This is a genomic window from Devosia sp. (assembly GCF_014860165.1).
Taxonomy (GTDB): Bacteria; Pseudomonadota; Alphaproteobacteria; order Rhizobiales; family Devosiaceae; genus Devosia.
Genome location: NZ_JACZKG010000028.1, coordinates 78,422 through 96,396 on the forward strand (window position 1 = coordinate 78,422; position 17,975 = coordinate 96,396).

The 17,975-nt window shown below is 62.2% G+C and carries 14 protein-coding genes and 1 tRNA gene; 10 read left to right on the plus strand and 5 right to left on the minus strand.

The features are described 5' to 3' along the window. Positions 1 to 13 precede the first annotated feature (13 nt). Entirely contained in the window at positions 14 to 1,216 is a 1,203-nt protein-coding gene (locus IH615_RS06835; RefSeq protein WP_291360876.1) for an O-antigen ligase family protein, read from the plus strand. Here IH615_RS06835 and IH615_RS06840 read toward each other — a convergent pair. Next, positions 1,213 to 2,184: a phosphotransferase gene (locus IH615_RS06840; protein ID WP_291360877.1), complete on the minus strand. Its 972-nt coding sequence runs from the start codon at positions 2,182 to 2,184 to the stop codon at positions 1,213 to 1,215. The genes IH615_RS06835 and IH615_RS06840 overlap by 4 nt on opposite strands. A gap of 67 nt (positions 2,185 to 2,251) precedes the next feature. Then, positions 2,252 to 2,328 (minus strand) — tRNA-Pro (locus IH615_RS06845). A 187-nt stretch (positions 2,329 to 2,515) separates the two neighbouring features. Between IH615_RS06845 and IH615_RS06850 the strand changes: the two genes are divergently transcribed. Further along, positions 2,516 to 3,475 carry a sensor domain-containing diguanylate cyclase gene (locus IH615_RS06850; protein ID WP_291360878.1) on the plus strand — a complete coding sequence of 320 codons (960 nt, stop codon included), beginning with the start codon at positions 2,516 to 2,518 and terminating at the stop codon, positions 3,473 to 3,475. A 12-nt stretch (positions 3,476 to 3,487) separates the two neighbouring features. On the opposite strand, the gene IH615_RS06855 is transcribed toward IH615_RS06850, so the two are convergent. Beyond that, a complete protein-coding gene (locus IH615_RS06855; RefSeq protein WP_291360879.1) occupies positions 3,488 to 5,587 on the minus strand; it encodes an adenylate/guanylate cyclase domain-containing protein in 2,100 nt (699 codons plus the stop codon). Positions 5,588 to 5,590: 3 nt separating this feature from the next. Next, complete coding sequence (locus IH615_RS06860) at positions 5,591 to 6,565, minus strand: helix-turn-helix domain-containing protein (protein WP_291360881.1); 975 nt, start codon at positions 6,563 to 6,565, stop codon at positions 5,591 to 5,593. 47 nt (positions 6,566 to 6,612) lie between these two features. Between IH615_RS06860 and IH615_RS06865 the strand changes: the two genes are divergently transcribed. From IH615_RS06865 to IH615_RS06885, 5 genes are all read left to right on the plus strand, one after another. After that, positions 6,613 to 7,887, plus strand: coding sequence for an extracellular solute-binding protein (locus IH615_RS06865; protein ID WP_291360883.1), 1,275 nt, complete (start codon positions 6,613 to 6,615; stop codon positions 7,885 to 7,887). Between the two features lie 102 nt (positions 7,888 to 7,989). Further along, on the plus strand, positions 7,990 to 8,883 hold the full coding sequence (locus IH615_RS06870) for a sugar ABC transporter permease (RefSeq protein ID WP_291360885.1): 894 nt from the start codon (positions 7,990 to 7,992) through the stop codon (positions 8,881 to 8,883). Next, the gene (locus IH615_RS06875) at positions 8,880 to 9,755 is read left to right on the plus strand and encodes a carbohydrate ABC transporter permease (RefSeq protein WP_291360887.1); all 876 of its coding nucleotides are present in this window, start codon (positions 8,880 to 8,882) and stop codon (positions 9,753 to 9,755) included. The genes IH615_RS06870 and IH615_RS06875 overlap by 4 nt, the downstream gene beginning before the upstream one ends. 12 nt (positions 9,756 to 9,767) lie before the next feature. Further along, positions 9,768 to 10,847: a sn-glycerol-3-phosphate ABC transporter ATP-binding protein UgpC gene (gene ugpC / locus IH615_RS06880; RefSeq protein WP_291360889.1), complete on the plus strand. Its 1,080-nt coding sequence runs from the start codon at positions 9,768 to 9,770 to the stop codon at positions 10,845 to 10,847. A 177-nt stretch (positions 10,848 to 11,024) separates the two neighbouring features. After that, the gene (locus IH615_RS06885; RefSeq protein ID WP_291360902.1) at positions 11,025 to 13,034 is read left to right on the plus strand and encodes an aldo/keto reductase; all 2,010 of its coding nucleotides are present in this window, start codon (positions 11,025 to 11,027) and stop codon (positions 13,032 to 13,034) included. A 156-nt stretch (positions 13,035 to 13,190) separates the two neighbouring features. Here IH615_RS06885 and IH615_RS06890 read toward each other — a convergent pair whose 3' ends face one another. Continuing rightward, positions 13,191 to 14,084, minus strand: a complete 894-nt coding sequence (locus IH615_RS06890) for an alpha/beta hydrolase (RefSeq protein ID WP_291360891.1) — start codon at positions 14,082 to 14,084, stop codon at positions 13,191 to 13,193. A gap of 138 nt (positions 14,085 to 14,222) precedes the next feature. On the opposite strand from IH615_RS06890, the gene IH615_RS06895 reads away from it, so the two are divergent. From IH615_RS06895 to IH615_RS06905, 3 genes are all read left to right on the plus strand, one after another. After that, complete coding sequence (locus tag IH615_RS06895; protein ID WP_291360893.1) at positions 14,223 to 14,942, plus strand: WYL domain-containing protein; 720 nt, start codon at positions 14,223 to 14,225, stop codon at positions 14,940 to 14,942. A gap of 267 nt (positions 14,943 to 15,209) precedes the next feature. After that, positions 15,210 to 17,165: a hypothetical protein gene (locus IH615_RS06900; RefSeq protein ID WP_291360895.1), complete on the plus strand. Its 1,956-nt coding sequence runs from the start codon at positions 15,210 to 15,212 to the stop codon at positions 17,163 to 17,165. A 109-nt stretch (positions 17,166 to 17,274) separates the two neighbouring features. Then, positions 17,275 to 17,739 carry a hypothetical protein gene (locus tag IH615_RS06905; RefSeq protein WP_291360897.1) on the plus strand — a complete coding sequence of 155 codons (465 nt, stop codon included), beginning with the start codon at positions 17,275 to 17,277 and terminating at the stop codon, positions 17,737 to 17,739. Positions 17,740 to 17,975: the final 236 nt, after the last annotated feature.

Below are 17,975 nucleotides of genomic sequence, written 5' to 3' on the forward strand. Positions count from 1 at the left end.
CAGGGACCGGGCCATGCGCTGGCTCGATTTCATGGTGGCCTTCTGGATCTTTACCGGCGGGCTCGTGCTGTTCGAGCCATCGCCCTATGAGCTGACCTTTCTGGCGGTGCTGCCGCTGGCCTTCGTGGCCGGCATGGGCCTCTACCGCTCGACCTTTGGCCTTTTCGCCATCCTCATCGGCTTCACGCCCTTTGCGCTGATCGCCTGTTTCCAGGTGCGCTTCAACCCGATCGGCGACGCGCTGCTGTTCTCCATCGTCACCATCTTCCTGCTGCTGACGGCCTATTTCATCGCCAATTATGTGGCCGAACAGACCGAACGGCGGATGCGGCTGGTCATGCGCGCCTATACCGCAGTGGCGTTGATTTCGGCAATCGTGGGCACGCTGGCCTATCTGGGCCTGATGCCCGGGGCCGATATCTTCCTGCGCTATGGCCGCGCCAAGGCCGCGTTCAACGACCCCAATGTCTTCGGCCCCTTCCTGGTGCTGCCGGCCATGTATGCGCTGCAGCGCCTGCTGCTGGCGCCGGGGCGCAGTGCCATCATAGCCGGTGGCATCTATATGGTGCTGTTCGTGGGCGTCTTCGTCAGCTTTTCGCGCGCGGCCTGGGGGCATTTCGCGCTGTCGTCGCTGATCGTGCTGGTGCTCTGCTTCTGGCTGGAAGCGGCGGCGCGGGACAAGGTGCGCATCATGATCATGTCGCTGCTGGGCGCAGCGATGCTGGTGGTGGCGCTGGCCGGATTGCTCAGCATTCCCCAGGTGGCCTCACTCTTCGAGCAGCGGGCGGCCGGACAGAACTATGATTCAGGCGAGACCGGCCGCTTCGGCCGCCAGGGCTATGCGTTCGAGCTGGCGCTGGATCATCCGCTGGGCATCGGCCCGCATGAATTCCGCAACCTGCGCATCATCGAAGAGCCGCACAACGTCTATGTCACGGTGCTGCATGTCTATGGCTGGGGCGGCGGCGCGTTCTACTATCTGCTGGTGATCCTCACGCTGTGGCGCGGCATCGCGGCGCTCACGCGCCCCTCCCCCTATCGCCTGATGATGATCCCGCTGGTGGCCACATTCGCCATGCTGGTGGGGGAATCGGCGATCATCGACACCGACCACTGGCGGCACTATTTCCTGCTGGTCGGGCTGATCTGGGGCATCTCGACCGCTATTCGCAATGACGAGCGCCGGGGCGTGCCGCGCCGGCAGATGCTGATCTAGGGCCAGATGGGCCCGCGCAGGTAGCGCTCGGCGAGTTGCGCCGTGCCATCGGCGAAGCCGCGCATATGCTGCTGGGCCAGCTTCGTGTCGGCATGCGAGCCGATCCAGGCCAGCAGCGCCATGCGGCGCAGCATGACCATGGAATCGATGGCGGCAATATCCTCATGCGACAATGACCGCACCGAAAGGTAGCCCTCGATCCACGCGGCCCTGAGTGCCGGAATGGCTGGATTGGTCTCGTGGAAGGAAATGGCGGCGGCAAAGTCATAAGCGAACCAGCAGAAGCCGCAGTCATCAAAATCGATCAGCGTGACCTTGTCGCCGTCAACCAGCAGGTTGCCGAGCCGCATATCGGCATGGATCAGCCCATAGCGGTCCGCGCCCGTGCCATAAGCACCAAGGCGCAGCCACAGGGCGGAATCCAGCCGGTCGAGCATGGCTCGATTGCTGTCGTTGACGCCGGGCGCCATGCGCCAGTCGCCCCAGGGCCCGTCGGAATCGAGAATCGTCGCCGCCTGCCAGACCTGCCGCTCAAAACCCGCGGGCCGCGGCCACGCCGTGACGTGGTTGTGCATTGTGGCCGCATAGCGGCCCAGTGTGACGAACAGGTCGCCCAGATTGCTATCGGGCAGCGGCTCGCTGCCCTCGATAAAACGGAACAGCACGGCCATGCGCTCGCCGCGCGGCGTGTCGAAGCGTTGCAGCAACTGCCCGTCGCGGCCGGGAACCGGCTCGGGAATGGACAGATCGGTATCGCGCCGCAGCGCCATGAGCCAGGCTAGTTCACTGTCGATCGATGCCCGGGACTGATAGCCCGTGCGGTGGACCCGCAGGGTGAAACTGCCCTGCCTGGGCGTATCGATCTGGAATGTCTGGTTTTCGGAGTGATTGATGAGTCGGGCGGCGGCGCCATCAACTTCATCCCACGATGACAATGCAGGCCCGACTTCACGCGCCGTCAATGGCATCGGCAAGGCTCCAGGCTGGCAGCGCGGCGCCTGCGGGCGGCATCGCTAGACTGAGAGGTGGGGAAGATGGTCGGAGCGGCCGGATTTGAACCGACGACCCTTTGTCCCCCAGACAAATGCGCTACCAGGCTGCGCTACGCCCCGACTGGTGCGGAGACATAGAGAAACGAGGGATTTGGCGCAACCCCGTTTTTTAGGAGAAATGGGGGATGGCAGAATTTGGGAGCTATCGCGCCGCGCCGTTCGGAACGTTGCGTTTACCCTGTTCCACTACCCTCAGAGCAGGAATTACTCCGCTCGGGGCGCTGGGCACAAAGCGACATGAGATGCCATGAGCGACCTGGACCTGTTTGCCGACGATACGGAAGCCGCCGAGGCGGCCACGCTCACCCAGCAAACGCTCGTCGATACCCAGCAGAACCTCGGCAAAATGCTGGAGCTCATGCCGATCGGGCTCCTGATTCATACCGAGCAGGGCATTGTCTTTGCCAACAGGCAGGCCTGCAGCTTTCTGCAAACCGGCTCGGACATGCTCAGGGGGCAGCACCTGCTCGACTATGCCTCGGCCGCCGACGCAGAAGCCATCTCGCAGGCCTTGAAACTGACCTTTGCTGACCCTGATGCGACCTGCGACACCGAATGCGCCGTCACGCGACCCGATGGCACCAGTCGCCTGATGAAAGTGATTACCAGCTCGCTTCCCTGGCCCGGCAATCCCGTGGTTCAGGTGTTGATGCAGGACATCACCGACCAGAAGAAGGCCGAGGTGTCGCTTCGCCAGATGACCATCACCGACGAACTGACGGGGTCCTACAATCGCCGCCATGCGACGTATGAGGCCAGTCTCTACCTGGAGGCGGCTTCATCGGGCGGGATGCCGCTGAGCGTGGCGATGATCGACATCGACCATTTCAAGCGTGTGAACGACACCCATGGTCACGATGCAGGCGACGCGGTGCTCAAGGCGCTGACGCGTCTTGCCCATGAGTTCCTGGCCACCAATACCAAGCTCGATTCGCCCCTCTTTGCGCGGTTTGGTGGGGAGGAATTCCTGTTCCTCCTGCCGGGAGCGGGCTCGCATACGGCATTCGCGCTGGCCGACGCCTTCCGGCAGCAAGTCGAGCGCCTCGCCGTCGACCTGCCAACGACAACGCTCAAGGTCACTATCTCCGCGGGAACGGCCACGTGTCGGAGCGGGGACACCAGCATCGACACCATGCTGAAGCGGGCGGATACGGCACTCTACGAGGCGAAGGCCAGCGGTCGCAATCGCGTGCATTCGTCCGATTGAAGGGAGCGGCCCTCAGGCAACCGACTGCAGCGGGGCGAAGTCGCCTGCGCGGTTCGCGCTGGCATCGTAGAAGTCGATAAGCCTGGGATCGATCGCCATGGCGAGTTCGCGGCAACGGTCCAGCGCGGCCCCTGCCCCGGCTGCGTCAGCCAAATCCGCCAGCAGCTCTTCATGGGCCGCAGCCAGGGCCGCAAAGGCGTCCGACTGCGCCAGTTCAGCGTCTCCTACCAGCAGGTGGATCGGCTCGGGTTGGCTGATGCCCTTGAGCACCACCGACCCGGCGGCGAGGAAGGCCAGCTCCGGCGCCGCCGCACGTGTCTCAGCGGTCACCAGGATGTCGTAGCAAACAGTCTTGCAGGCGCCCTCGATGCGGCTCGCCACATTGACGGTGTCGCCGATGCAGGAATAGTCGAAGCGCGCCTCGAACCCCATATTGCCCACCAGGGCCGGCCCGGTGGAGATGCCGATGCCGATGGCGATCGGCTCGACGACGGTGTGCCGGGCATTGAGGTCGCGCAGCGCCTTGCGCATGTCGAGCGCCGCTTCGCAGGCGTGGCGAGCGTGGCGCGGCACTTCCACCGGCGCATTCCAGAACGCCATGATGGCGTCGCCCATGAATTTATCGATGGTCCCCAGATGCGCGACAATGGCGGCGCCGAGGCCGGCAAACAGCCGGTTGAGCATGGCGACCAGCTCGGCCGGCGCCGTGCGTTCGCTGAGCGCGGTGAAATTGCGCACGTCGGAGAACATCACCGTCATGTCGCGCACGTCGCCGCCCAGCTTCAGCAGCCCGGCATCGGCCTCGATCTGGGTGAGCAGCGAGGGCTCGACATAGTGGGCAAAGGCCCGACGGATACGGCGCTTGTCGGCGTCTGTCACCGCGAAGCGGAAGAAGGCCATGGCGGCATAGACCACCAGCACGGCGAAGAGGGCGAAGCTCGCATCCACCAGAATGCCGAACTGGCTGAAGGCCAGCCAGCTGCCGGCGGTCGCCAGTGCGGCGATCATTATGGAAAACGCCAGGCCCACCAAGGGTCCGGTCAGCAGCAGGATCAGCACGACCGCCAGCCCGCTCGCGGCAATCACCAGCAGCTCGATCCCGCCCACCCAGTCGGCGCGCTGCAGGAAGGTGCCCGTCAGGATCTGCTCGATCGCCTGCAGGTGGATCGATACGCCGGGGACAGGCTCGCCCAGCGCGCTGGCCCTGATATCGAGCAGGCCGGTGGCCGAGGTACCTACCAGCACGATATGTCCGGCCAGCAGCGGCGCCAGCTGTGCTTGATCGTCGCCCAGAACCTGCGCCGCCGACACATAGGTCGAAGCCGGCAGTTCGCGGTAGTAGAGCCACATATCGCCGCTCGGGCCGGTGGGAACTTCGAGTGCGCCGATGCGCAGGCCGGCAACGGTCGGCGCGCCGGACGCGTCCCCCAGGACCACCAGGGTGGACACACCCTGCGCCACGCGCAGCGCTTCCACCGCCAGCGTGGGCAGCGGCGCGGAACCATTGGACCATAGCAGCGGCAGGCGGCGCGCCACCCCCGCCCCTTCGCGATCGAGGCTGGCGACGCCCAGGCCGGTCGCCGCCTCGGCGAGCAGCGGCAGCGGCGCGGCGACGCCATCAAGGCGTGGCAGGCTGGCGAGGGGATCGGTGCCGGTCATGGCAAAGCCGGCCTTGGGGCCCGGCGCAGCGATACCCGTGCCCACCCGGCTCATCACCAGGACGCTCGGGCCAGCGGCCAGCGCCCCGGCGAAGAGGGCGTCGTAATCCTCGCCGCTGCCCAGGATGGTCGATGGCGACAGCCGGTCCGGCTCGGGAAACAGAATATCGAAGACCACTGCGGCAGCCCCGAGTTCGGTCAGGCGGCTGGCGATAGCAGCCATGTCCTGGCGCGACCACGGCCATTGCCCGATAGCGGCGAGCGACGCCTCGTCGATATCGACGATCCGCACCGGCAGGCCCTCAGGCGCTTGTCGTGGCCGGATCTGCTGATAGGTATCAAAGGTCGTCTCGCGCGCCACCCGCACCGCATAAGGATCGGCAGCGCGCAACGCCACCAGGCCGACGACCACCGCGGTGCCGAACAGCAGGGCCGAGAGGCGCCGTTTCCACATGGGCTAGTTGATGCGCCCGGACGATGGCGTACGCAGGGTTACCGGCGCGCCGGGACGGCACCGGACATCACGGCGGAAATCGGTCGGCGACATGCCGGCAATCTTGCGGAATGACTTGTTGAACGCACTGAGCGAGCCAAACCCGCTGTCCATGGCCACCTGCAGGACATTTGCCTCTTCCTGCATCAGCAGGGCCTGCGCATAGCTCAGCCGCATGAGGTTGACATAGTCGTTTAGCGTCATCCCCGTGGTCTTCTTGAAGACGTTCATCGCGTATTTTGGATGGATATCTGCGGCCGAGGCGATATCGGCGGAATCGATGTCCTCGCGGAAATTGTCGGCGATGAAATCGCAAATGCGCACGACAATCGGTGAGGAATGGTGATCGAGCCCGACCACCGACTTCACGATATCGGCGGGCCCCGGCAACAGGGAATAGGGGTCGAAACGAATTCGCTCTATGCGCAGCAGCAGTTCATCCACCGCCATGCCGGCCTTCATCGGGTCGCCCGAGCGCGCATAGTCGTTCCAGCGGGCAAAGTTGAGCGTATCGGAGGCGTCGGTGGCCTGGGTGATCAGCGTGGCACCCTGCATCAGCTTGGACTGCACGTTCTGCGGCAGCCTCAGCCGAAAGAAATGGACCAGCGGCAGATGTCCACCGGCGTAGATCACGTTGTCGGCCGCGTCGTCCAGTTGGTGGGGCAAGCCACCCCAGAACAGAGCCAGGTCACCGGCACTGAGGCGAACTTCGTGGCCGCTCATTTTATAGTGAGCCCAGCCGCGCACGATGTAGTTCACCTCGACCTGCGCATGCCAATGAGGTGCCCGCATTACCGGCGGCGCCGCGTGAAACATCGACAGGACAGTCGGAAGTCGCTCCACCCCGTCGGGGCGGGGTTCGTAATAAACCCTTTCTGCTATCTTACTTTCCGCCAACTCCGCATGCCCTTTCGCATGGACGTATTGCACCAGAGGCATAGCTTAGGAAGCGCTCGACGTAAGAGCAAATGAAAAGGGAGGACTACATGATCCGCACAACTTCGCGGTGGCGCAACACGCTTTCTGTCGCACTCACGGGCATCAGCCTGTTCAGCGTCACGGCCGCCTCGGCCGGAGAAATCTCGGTCTGGGTCTGGGACAAGGCTTTCAACGGCGACACCATGCGCGAAGCTGGCGCGCTCTACACCGCGGACCATCCGGATGTGACGTTCAACGTCGATGACACTGCCAGCCAGGATGACATCCGCGCCAAGCTGCAGACGCAGCTGCTGGCCGGCAGCACCGAAGGCCTTCCGGACATCGTACTGATCCAGGACGATATCGCCCAAAAATACCTGCAGTCATTCCCCGGCGCTTTCGAGCCGCTGTCCGATTACATCGATATGTCGGTCTTCGCCCAGTACAAGGTGGCAGCTGCTACCCATGACGGCAAGTCCTACTCGGTGCCCTTCGATTCGGGCGTCACCGGCCTCTTCTACCGTTCGGACTTCCTCGAGCAGGCCGGCTTCACCGCTGCCGACCTCGAGAACATCACCTGGGACCGCCTGATCGAAATCGGCACCGAAGTGAAGGCCAAGACCGGCAAGCCGCTGCTCGACCTCGACCTCAACGATACCGGCGTCATCCGCATGATGATGCAGTCGGCCGGCGAGTGGTATTTCAACGAAGACGGCAGCCTGCACATCACCGACAATGCCGCCCTCAAGAAGTCGCTCGAGACCTATGCCAAGCTCTTCCAGGCAGATCTGGTGAAGCCCGTGTCGGGCTGGGCTGAATATACCGGCGCCTTCACCTCGGGCGAAGTGGCCGTGGTTCCCGTCGGCGTCTGGATCACCGCGACGATCAAGGCCAATGCCGATCAGTCGGGCCTGTGGGGCGTTGCCCCGATCCCGCGCCTCGACATGGAAGGCGCGGTCAATGCGTCCAACCAGGGCGGCTCGAGCTGGTTCGTGCTGTCGTCCTCGGACAACAAGGAAGAGACCATCGACTTCCTCAAGACCGTCTGGGCCGGCAATGTCGACTTCTACCAGGACATCCTGATCAAGCGCGGTGCCGTCGGCTCCCTGCTCGCGGCCCGTGAAGGCGAAGCCTTCAAGGCGTCGGATGACTTCTTCGGCGGCGCTCCGGTCTGGCAGAACTTCTCCACCTGGCTGAGCCAGGTCCCGAGCGTTGACTACGGCACCTTCACCGCCGAAGTCGACTCGGCCGTGCAGGCCCAGGTCCCGGGTATCATCGAAGGCGGCGACCTCGACGCCGCGCTCCAGGCCATCCACGACCAGGCCCAGCAGCAGATGCAGTAAGCTGCGGTCGCGGGCGAGACTTCGCCTCGACAACCGGGCGCCGCCATGCGGCGCCCGGCATCATTGGGTTTGATGACGTTGCGAGTTCGGGGAGGCTGACGATTGGCACAGGCGCGACTTGATCGCAGAGAGAATATCACCGGCTGGGTGTTCATCGCCCCTGCCCTGATCCTGCTCGGATTGTTCATGATCTATCCGATCGTCTGGTCGCTCTGGATGAGCTTCCAGGTCGGCAAGGGCATGAATCTCAGCTTTGGCGGATTCGCCAATATCCTGCGGCTGACCAAGGATCCGGTCTTCCTGAGGGCGCTGGGCAATACGTTCACGTTCTTCATCTTCCAGGTGCCGATCATGATCGTGCTGGCGCTGCTGTTTGCAGTGGCGCTGAACGATTCCACCCTGAAATTCCGCGGCTTTTTCCGCACGGCGATCTTCCTGCCCTGCGCCACGTCGCTGATCGCCTATTCCACCGTGTTCAAGTCGATGTTCGCCATCGACGGCGTGGTGAACCAGACGCTGATGCAGCTCCACCTCATCGGCGAGCCGATCTCGTGGCTGGGCGATCCGTTCTGGGCCAAGGTCCTGATCATCATGGCCATCACCTGGCGCTGGACCGGCTACAACATGATCTTCTACCTGGCGGCGCTGCAGAATATCGACCGCTCGATCTATGAGGCGGCGCGTATCGACGGCGTTCCCGCCTGGGCGCGCTTCCGCTACCTCACCATCCCGATGCTCAAGCCCGTGATCCTGTTCACGACCGTCATCTCGACCATCGGCACGCTGCAGCTGTTCGACGAGGTGGCCAACTTCACAGCCGGCACGGGCGGCCCGTCGGATTCGACGCTGACCCTGTCGCTCTACATCTACAACCTGACGTTCAAGTTCATGCCCAGCTTCGGCTATTCGGCGACCGTGTCCTGGGTGATCGTGGTGCTGGTCGGCATTCTGAGCTTCCTGCAGTTCCTCATCGCGCGCGACCGGAGGACGTCATGACCGTATCCTCGATGACCACAACCGTCGATCGGGCGGTTGCCCAGTCCAGGGTCCCGGCCAATCCGTGGGGCCTGGTGCGCCGCGCGCTGGTCTATGTCCTGCTGTCCCTGGCCGCCTTCGTCTCGATCTTCCCCTTCTACTGGATGGTGGTGGGCGCGACGAATACTTCGGCCGACATCATCAAGGGCAAGAGCTCGCTCGGTTCGGCCCTGATCACCAATGCGACGGCCTTCTTCACCCAGGTGGATGCGGTCAGGATTTTCTGGAATTCCGGCGTCATCGCCGTGGTGGCGACTGTCCTGACGCTGGCGATCTCGTCGCTGGCCGGCTACGGCTTCGAGATGTTCCGCTCGCGGGTGCGGGAGCGCATCTTCGGCTTCCTGCTGCTGCTGCTGTCCATACCCTTCGCGGCGATGATGGTGCCGCTGTTCGTCATGTTCAGCCAGGCCAAGCTGGTGAACACCTTCGCGGCCGTCATCCTGCCGACGGTGGCCTCTATCTTCATCATCTTCTATTTCCGCCAGACCACGAAGGCCTTCCCCACCGAGCTGCGCGACGCCGCCAGGATCGACGGGCTCAAGGAATGGCAGATCTTCCTCTACGTCTATCTGCCGGTGATGCGCTCGACCTATGCGGCGGCCACGATCATCGTCTTCATGGCGAACTGGAACAACTACCTCTGGCCGCTCGTCGTGCTGCAGACGGCGGAGAACAAGACCATCACGCTGATCCTGTCTGGCCTGACGGCGGCCTATACGCCCGATTACGGCCTGATCCTGTTCGGCACCGTTCTCGCCACCCTGCCCACCCTCGTCATCTTCTTCCTGCTCCAGCGCCGCTTCGTCGAAGGCATGCTGGGCGCGGTCAAATAAGGTTCAGAACCCATGAGCAGCCTGAAGCTTACGGACGTCCGCAAGACCTACGGGAAACTGGAGGTCATCAAGGGCGTCAACCTCGAGATCAAGTCCAAGGAGTTCGTCGTTTTCGTCGGCCCCTCCGGCTGCGGCAAGTCGACCCTGCTGCGCATGATCGCCGGCCTCGAACACATCACCGCCGGCGATCTCGAGATCGGCGGCCAGCGCATGAACGATGTCGATCCCAGCAAGCGCGGCATCGCCATGGTGTTCCAGTCCTATGCGCTCTATCCGCACATGACCGTGCGGGAAAACATGGGCTTTGCCCTGCGCTTTGCCGGGGTAGCCAAGGAGCAGATCGCCAGGCAGGTGGACGACGCCGCGCGCATCCTGGCGCTGGGGCCGCTGCTGGATCGCCTGCCCAAGCAGCTGTCCGGCGGGCAGCGCCAGCGTGTCGCCATCGGCCGGGCCATCGTGCGAAACCCGCAGGTGTTCCTGTTCGACGAACCGCTGTCGAACCTGGATGCCGAGCTGCGCGTCCATATGCGCATCGAGATCGCGCGCCTCCACAAGGAGCTGCAGACCACCATCATCTATGTGACGCATGACCAGGTCGAGGCCATGACGCTGGCCGACACCATAGTGGTGCTGCGCGATGGCATTATCGAACAGGTTGGCGCCCCGCTCGACCTCTACGACGATCCGGCAAACCAGTTCGTCGCCGGCTTCATAGGCTCGCCGCAGATGAACTTCCTGGCCGCCGTTGTCACCGAGAAGACGGCCGCCGGCACCACGGTGGCGCTGCCGAACCACGGCGGGGTTCGTCTCACCCTGCCCGTGACCGGCGGCAGCGTTGGCGACAAGGTGGTGCTGGGTGTCCGCGCCGAGCATTTCGGGCTGCCGGGCGCCGGCGATGCCGATCTCACGCTCAATATCGACGTGGCCGAACACCTGGGCTCGACGAGCTATGTCTATGCCAATGCCGGCGGCGAAGCGCTGGTGATCGAGCGCGAGGAATCGCGCCATGAGGCCAGCAGCGAGACCATCACCGTCTCGATCAGTTCAGGCAAGGCGTACCTGTTCGACAGCAAGGGCGCCCGCCTGCGCTGAACTTTAGGGTGGCCCGAGCCATCCCCATCCACGGCGCTTCCCTCGGGCTCGACCCGAGGGCCGCTCGCCACACGTGCCGCGCTGATAGAGGCCCTCGGGTCAAGCCCGAGGGAAGCGCGGCGTGTTTTGAGACATTGACGATAACTCCCCCGCCATGGCGGGGCATCAAGGACCATAATTATGACCGACCAAAAAATCCGCTGGGGCATTATCGGGCCCGGCAGCATTGCCAAGGCCTTCCGGGGTGGCGTCGCCGGCTCCAAGCACGGCGTGCTGGCCGCCATTGCCACGCGCGATCCCGGCAAGCCCAACCTGGCGACCGATTTCCCCGGCATCCGCGTTGTCCACGGCTATGAGGCCCTGCTGGCGGATCCCGAAATCGATGCGGTCTATATCGCCGTGCCCCATACCGGCCACGCCGAATGGGCCATCAAGGCCGCCGAAGCGGGCAAGCATGTGCTGGTCGAAAAGCCCTTCGCCCTGTCGGCCTTCGAGATCGACGCGGTGCTGCACGCCCATCGCAAGGCGGGCACCTTTGCCGGCGAAGCCTTCATGTACCGCCTGCACCCGCAGACGGCCAAGCTCGCCGAAATCATCCGCTCCGGCGCCATTGGCGAGGTGCGCATGATCCAGTCCAGCTTCGGCTTCTCGATGGGCAAGTTCCAGCCGCAGCATCGCCTGTTTGCATCCGACCTCGCCGGCGGCGGCATACTCGACGTCGGTGGCTACCCAGTATCGATGTCGCGCTTCATCGCCGGGGTGGCCATGGGCAAGCCCTTTGCCGACCCGGTCAAGGTTTCCGGCACGGCCAAGCTCAATGCCGAAGGTACTGATGACTGGGCTGCCGCCATTCTCACCTTCGAGAATGGCATCGTCGCCCAGGTCTCCTGCGCCGTGATGGCCAATCTCGACAACGTGCTGCGCATTCACGGCTCAGAAGGTCGCATCGAAGTGCCGGACTTCTGGTTTGCCGGCGGCAACCGCGACCAGGGCCTTGGCCGCATCGACATCATCAAGGGCGGCAAGACCGAGACCATCAGCGTCAACGAGACCGGCCACGTCTATTCCTTCGAAGCCGATGCGGCGGCCGAGGCCATCCTGGCCAAGCGGCAGGAACTGGCGGCGCCGGGCATGACCTGGGCCGATAGCCTGGGCAATGCCCGCGTGCTCGACGCCTGGCGCAAGGATGCCGGCATCGAATACTCGGTCGAGAAGTCCAGCAAGCGCGTCAATACGCTCGCCAATCGCAAGCTCGGCCCCAATACGGGCGTCATTCCCAAGCGGCCCATTCCAGGGCTGGGCAAGCAGGCTTCGGCCGTGGCGCTCGGCTTTGAGGACTTCAAGACCTTCGCCTCCGGCTCGATCCTGCTCGACGCCTTCTGGGAAAAGGGCGGCAACATCTTCGACACCGCCTTCGTCTATGGCGGTGGCTATACGGAAAAGCTGTTCGGCGAGTGGCACCGCAACCGCGGCACCCGCGAGGGCGCCGTGCTGATCGGCAAGGGCGCGCATAGCCCGCTCTGCTACCCAGATGTCATCGCCAAGCAGCTGACGGTGTCGCTCGATCGCCTGCAGACCGACTATGTCGATGTCTATTTCATGCACCGCGACAATCTCGACGTTCCGGTCGGCGAATTCGTCGATGCCATGGATGCCGAGGTCAAAAAGGGTCGCATCCGCGGGCCGTTCGGCGGCTCCAACTGGACCAGGGAGCGCTTCGACGAAGCCGTGGCCTATGCCGAGCGCACGGGCAAGACCAAGCCGATGGCACTCAGCAACAACTTTGCCCTCAGCGAAATGCTGGTGCCGATCTGGGATGGCTGCGTCACCGCCTCCACCGACGACTGGAAGGCGTGGCTAAAGCAGAAGCAGGTCACCAACTTCTCCTGGTCCAGCCAGGGCCGCGGCTTCTTCACCGACCGGGCCGGTCGCGACAAGACCGACAATGAGGAACTGGTGCGTTGCTGGTACAACGACAAGAACTTCTCCCGTCGTGACCGTGCCATCGAGCTGGCCAACAAGCTCGGCCACAACCCGATCCATGTGGCACTCGCCTTCGTGCTGGCCCAGGACTTCCCGTCCATCCCGCTGATCGGCCCGCGCACGCTGGCCGAACTCGACGACAGCCTCAAGGCCTTCGAGATCAAGCTGACGCCCGACCAGGTAAGCTGGCTCGACAACGGCTAACCCCTCCGAAAGGGCCCTGCGGGGCCCTTTCCTCTGTCTGACACTGCGGCATTTTGCGGACGGCCAGGAAAAGGGTGGCAAGGGGAAGGACTGGGTTCAAGCTCTTGGGATGAAAGCAGTCGCGAGTTGTATGGCTTATCTCCCCTGCCATAGCCATCAGGTGGCACTCTTCTGTGCCAGCCAGTTCAAGATCACCTGGTTGGTTTCCTCCGGCTTTTCTTCCTGGATCCAGTGGCCGCAGTCGAGGCTGACCACGTCCACATTGGGCACGAAGTCTGCCAGTTTTTCAGATTTCGGGATCACATCCCGGTCGCCATAGATCATGAGGGTGGGCTGATGGATGATTGGGTCCACGCCCGCCAGCAGGTGCCAGTTGCGGTCAAGGTTCCGATACCAGTTGATGCCACCGGTGAACCCCGATTTTTCGAATGCCGAGACGTAAACGGCCAACTCTCTGTCGCCCATCACGGGCTCGCCGAGTGGCGTTTCCGCTCTGGCCAGATTGATCATCGCCATGCCCGGCTCGGGTGCCTGGAGGGGCACGTTCTTTCGGTACAGGTTGCGAAGGAAGCGGGGTCCATTCTCGTCCAGTACGGCGTCCGCGACGCCCGGCTGCCGATTGAAGTGAACAAAGTAGTAGTCGCTGCCCAGGATCAGTTCCAGGAGCTCGATCCAGGGTGTTTCGCCACGCTCCTGGTACGGCAGGCTCAGATTGATCACCTTGTTGACGCGGCTGGGATGCAGCAGGGTCAGCCCCCAGACGACCATCGCACCCCAGTCGTGGCCGACAAAGGTCGCATCCTGGTATCCGTAGTGATCGAGGAGCGCGACGAGATCGCCCGTCAGGTGTTCGATATCATACTCCGTCACCTCTTCCGGACGGGACGAGTTACCATAGCCCCGCTGGTTTGGAACGATGACGTGGTAGCCTGCTGCGACAAGGGCAGGCACCTGATGGCGCCAGGAATAGGCATGCTCCGGCCAGCCGTGACAAAGCACAATGGGGTTTCCCTTGTTTTCTCCGCCTGCCTCGAAGACTTCGAGTTCCACCCCATTGACTGCGACAAGGGTGGGCTTGGGAAAGTCTGGTATATTGAGCATTGATTATTCGCCTTGCTAACATGTGCAGGCGCTGCCTAAAGGCGAATGGTGCCAAACTTTGACACCATTGAATGGCAGGGGTGCCGAATGACAGCTCGCCTCAGACAGGACGCCATCGTTCGCAGCCTTCGCCGCAACGGCACATCCACAATCGCTGATCTGGCAGCGGAAGTTGGAGCGTCCAGGCGCACGATATTGCGTGACATCAGCGCCCTGCGCGATGAGGGCTTCGTCATTCATTCCGAACCCGGTCGCGGCGGCGGTCTGCAACTTGATCCGCAATCGGTTCAGACCATGGCTCGGCTCTCGGTCGCCGAGGTCTTTGCGCTGCTCATCAGTGTTGCATCCATGCGGGCCGCCGGGAATTTGCCCTTCTCGGGTCTCGCAGATGCTGGACTTGCCAAGATCGAGAAGGCCCTGCCGCCGGACAAGTTGCGCGACTTGCGCCGGTTCCTGGGTTGCCTCTATATCGGGCAGCTTTCACCGCTGGTCGATATTTCGAACATGGGGGAAATGGACCCGGCCCTGCTCCCCGCATTTGAGACGGCATTCCTCCATAGGCGGCACCTGCGCATCCTCTACCGAGACGCAAAGGGCACCGTATCCGATCGAAATGTTGAGCCACAGGCCATGCTGATCTTGCCGCCACTCTGGTATCTGGTGGCCTGGGATCCGGCCCGCCAGGACTTTCGTCATTTTCGAATGGACCGGATCAGCCGGCCGGAGGTCGACGAAGGCACCACTTTTCAGCGGCGACACGTGCCGTTCGAGAATCACGTTCGCCCCGTTCGTGATTTATCCCGCTAAACGTCGCACCGTCAGCGTTTGAGACGCCGGCGTCGCGACTGGGGATGGCAGCTTTCAAAGAAGCCGTCTGGTACTGCGGCATTTGCGGACGGCCAGGAAAAGGAGTGGCCGGAACGGGGTGGGTTGCGGACCGGCGGCTTCTGGCGGTCACGATATGGATGCTGCCTTACCGGGCATATGACCGCTGGACTAACCAAGCCACTCCGAAACCATTGCAATCCACAGTGCGTACCGACAGACTGATTTGGGGTTGTGCTTGGGTGGACAATGGGTGAGCTGTTTGGTGCTGCAATAGGCACATTCTTCATCGGTGGTTTATTTGGTTGGCTGGTCCGCAAGCTGACTGGACAACCATTCGCCATTTCCGACGCGGTAGGGCTTGCGGGGGTAGTGACATTAGGCAGCCTTTCGGCTGCCGGTGGTCCTTCCTGGCTTCTTTACGCAGTTATGTCCTTCCCCGCCTACTTCGCACTTCAAAGGCTTCGTGATCACGGACCGCGAAGCGTCGCAGTTAAGACCGAGCGTATCCTTCCAACGATTGAGGAGTATCAGCCGCCAGCGAGCATGGAAGTAGCCGCGCAGATCGCTCTTGAAGAGGGCATTGCTCAATCGGTCCGGGAACAGTTCTTGCCCGTTGCGGAAGCAAAATCGCCCAGATCCAACCAACCAGTGAGTCGCAACTTTTTTGTGCGACACTGGAGGGGAGAGCTGTCCCTCCCCGTTTCATACTGGGCGATAAACTTCTGTACCTTCATCGCCAGCGCAGGGTTAGTGGCGGTCGTCAACGCGACACTAGTACCGTCCCGAGGCTACGAGCCTTCGTTGCTGCTCGCGGTAAACATCCTGACGTGGCTGACGTTGGCGCTAATTTTAGTGTGGCAAGTGGTCGGGCTGTGGCGTTCTGCTCGACGCCGCGCAATTGAACTTGGCAAACTACGCCGAAGTGCCTTTTGGCCCCTCGCCGCTCAATTGGCTGCAGTACTCGGGGTCCTTCAGTTCACCGCAACCTTCACTGCTACAGGAGCTCCCACCCTTACCGAGTTTTCCCGGATCGTTTTTCAAAACGACCCCGACATACCCGATGCAACGGTGACCGTCGCAGACGGCGGGAGAACGGTGAAAATTGAAGGCGGCATCAAGTATGGCCTGTCTCGCGAGGTCGAAACCGTATTGGATGCCAGTCCCTTGGTGACGGCCCTGGAACTCGACAGCTTGGGGGGTAGGATCGCTGAGGCGACAAAACTGTTCGACTTGGTTCGCTCGCGTCACTTGGACACTTTTGTCAGTGGCGAGTGCTCGTCGGCATGCACTCTAGTTTTCGCAGCCGGCGATAATCGCTTCGTTGATGCGGCAGGATTTTTGGGCTTTCACAGCGGTTCCTGGCCGGGCGCGACTGCCGCTGACATTGAAGAGATGAATGCCATGTGGGCCGCCAGCTTTGCGTCCGTCGGGATCTCGTCAGCCTTTCTCGAACATGCAATGGCGACGCCAAATACTGAGATGTGGTACCCCATTCATGACGAACTCAGGCAAGCGGGCGTACTTTCAGGCGACATAGCCAGCGTGCGGCACGTTCCCGAAGGATTTTCCGCTAGTGGCTCTATGGAAAGCGTTCGGCAGTCGATCTTGGCGCTTGGAACGCTCTATGAAGCCTTAGATAAATTCGCTCCCGATGCCGCATCAAAGATCTACGAGGCAGGCTCTCAATATGAGCTAGGCCTGATTACCGCTGAGAACTTCAGATCAGTGATTAGCCAGCAGATCGGCATGACGGTTCAGGCAAGAATGCCCAATTTGCGTGATGAAGCGCTGGTGGAGTATGCGTCATTCGCCGCTGAGCAATACGGCTACCTAAGACAAAATGATCCCGACGCGTGCTTTCGATATGCAGCCGGCACCGATCCGACTTTCGACATTTCTGCTCACCTCACGCCCGAACTTGTTCAACGCGACGTCGCTTTCAGCGAGCGAGCGATTAGGTCCCCAGTCATACCACGAGCGGTGTCGGGCAACCTTGACGCGAATTGGGATTTGGTTCGATCAATCATGCTCCTAACCGTATCCGACCAGCAAATGGCACTCTTAGCGCTGCCCACAGAAAGTATCCAAGTCGCTGACTACCCTAGCTACTGCTTGGCGTCTGAGGCGATGATGGATGCTATTTCGAGATTGCCGCCTGAACAGGCGGCACCGATAGTGCGTTTCCTGTTTGAGCAGCTCTAGGGCTGATCTGACGCTTGCAACGGCAGAGGCAACCGCTTGCTCATAAGTCCGACCCCATCCCGGGGCCATCAGCCGTTCACAATAAGCCAATTCGCCTGGAAACATATCGATGCCCCCACCATCCGGAGATACCGAGCGTCGCGCCAGTTGGAGGCTAAATTGGCTATCGAGTATTCAAGAGCTGGCCGATGTGGGCATGCAGAGGACGACGTGGCTGAACGCACACAGCGGAAACCGCCACTACTCGTTCGTTGAGTACGTCGAGAGCTACTTCAGCGACCTTGCTCTCTCCAAGGATGATGGAGGATACCCTGCCCGGATTGCTGACAACTTACTGAGCCAAGATGAAGCTGCGGCTGTCTCCCATTTCCACATCCTATTCGATAACTATGAGCCACGTACCGACAGGTTTGATCATCACGACATTCTAGCAGATCCGAATTGGCATCGTGTGGTTGAGGCGGCTCAAGCGGCGCAAGCCCTTCTTGCTACGATGATCGATCATCCGGGCGAGCGGGAGAGTTTGCTGCGGCCTTCCGTACACGCCCTGGCTGCCGCAGGAAGGGTCCATTGACTGCAGGTCCGCTTTTCGGAGACCAAACGTCGGGGCCGAACGACCGAAACGGGGTCGGTACCCGCCAGTTGAGAAAACTTATCCTCGCGCCACAGAACCTGCCGCATACTCCTTCCATCTTCACGGCAGAGCCGGTCATGACGAGTGATGACCGTGAAGACAGCCAGGGATGGGAGGTCGCTCCCATTGGGCGGGGGGAACTCGGCAGCTGCGCTTGCGACACAGCGTACCTGGCC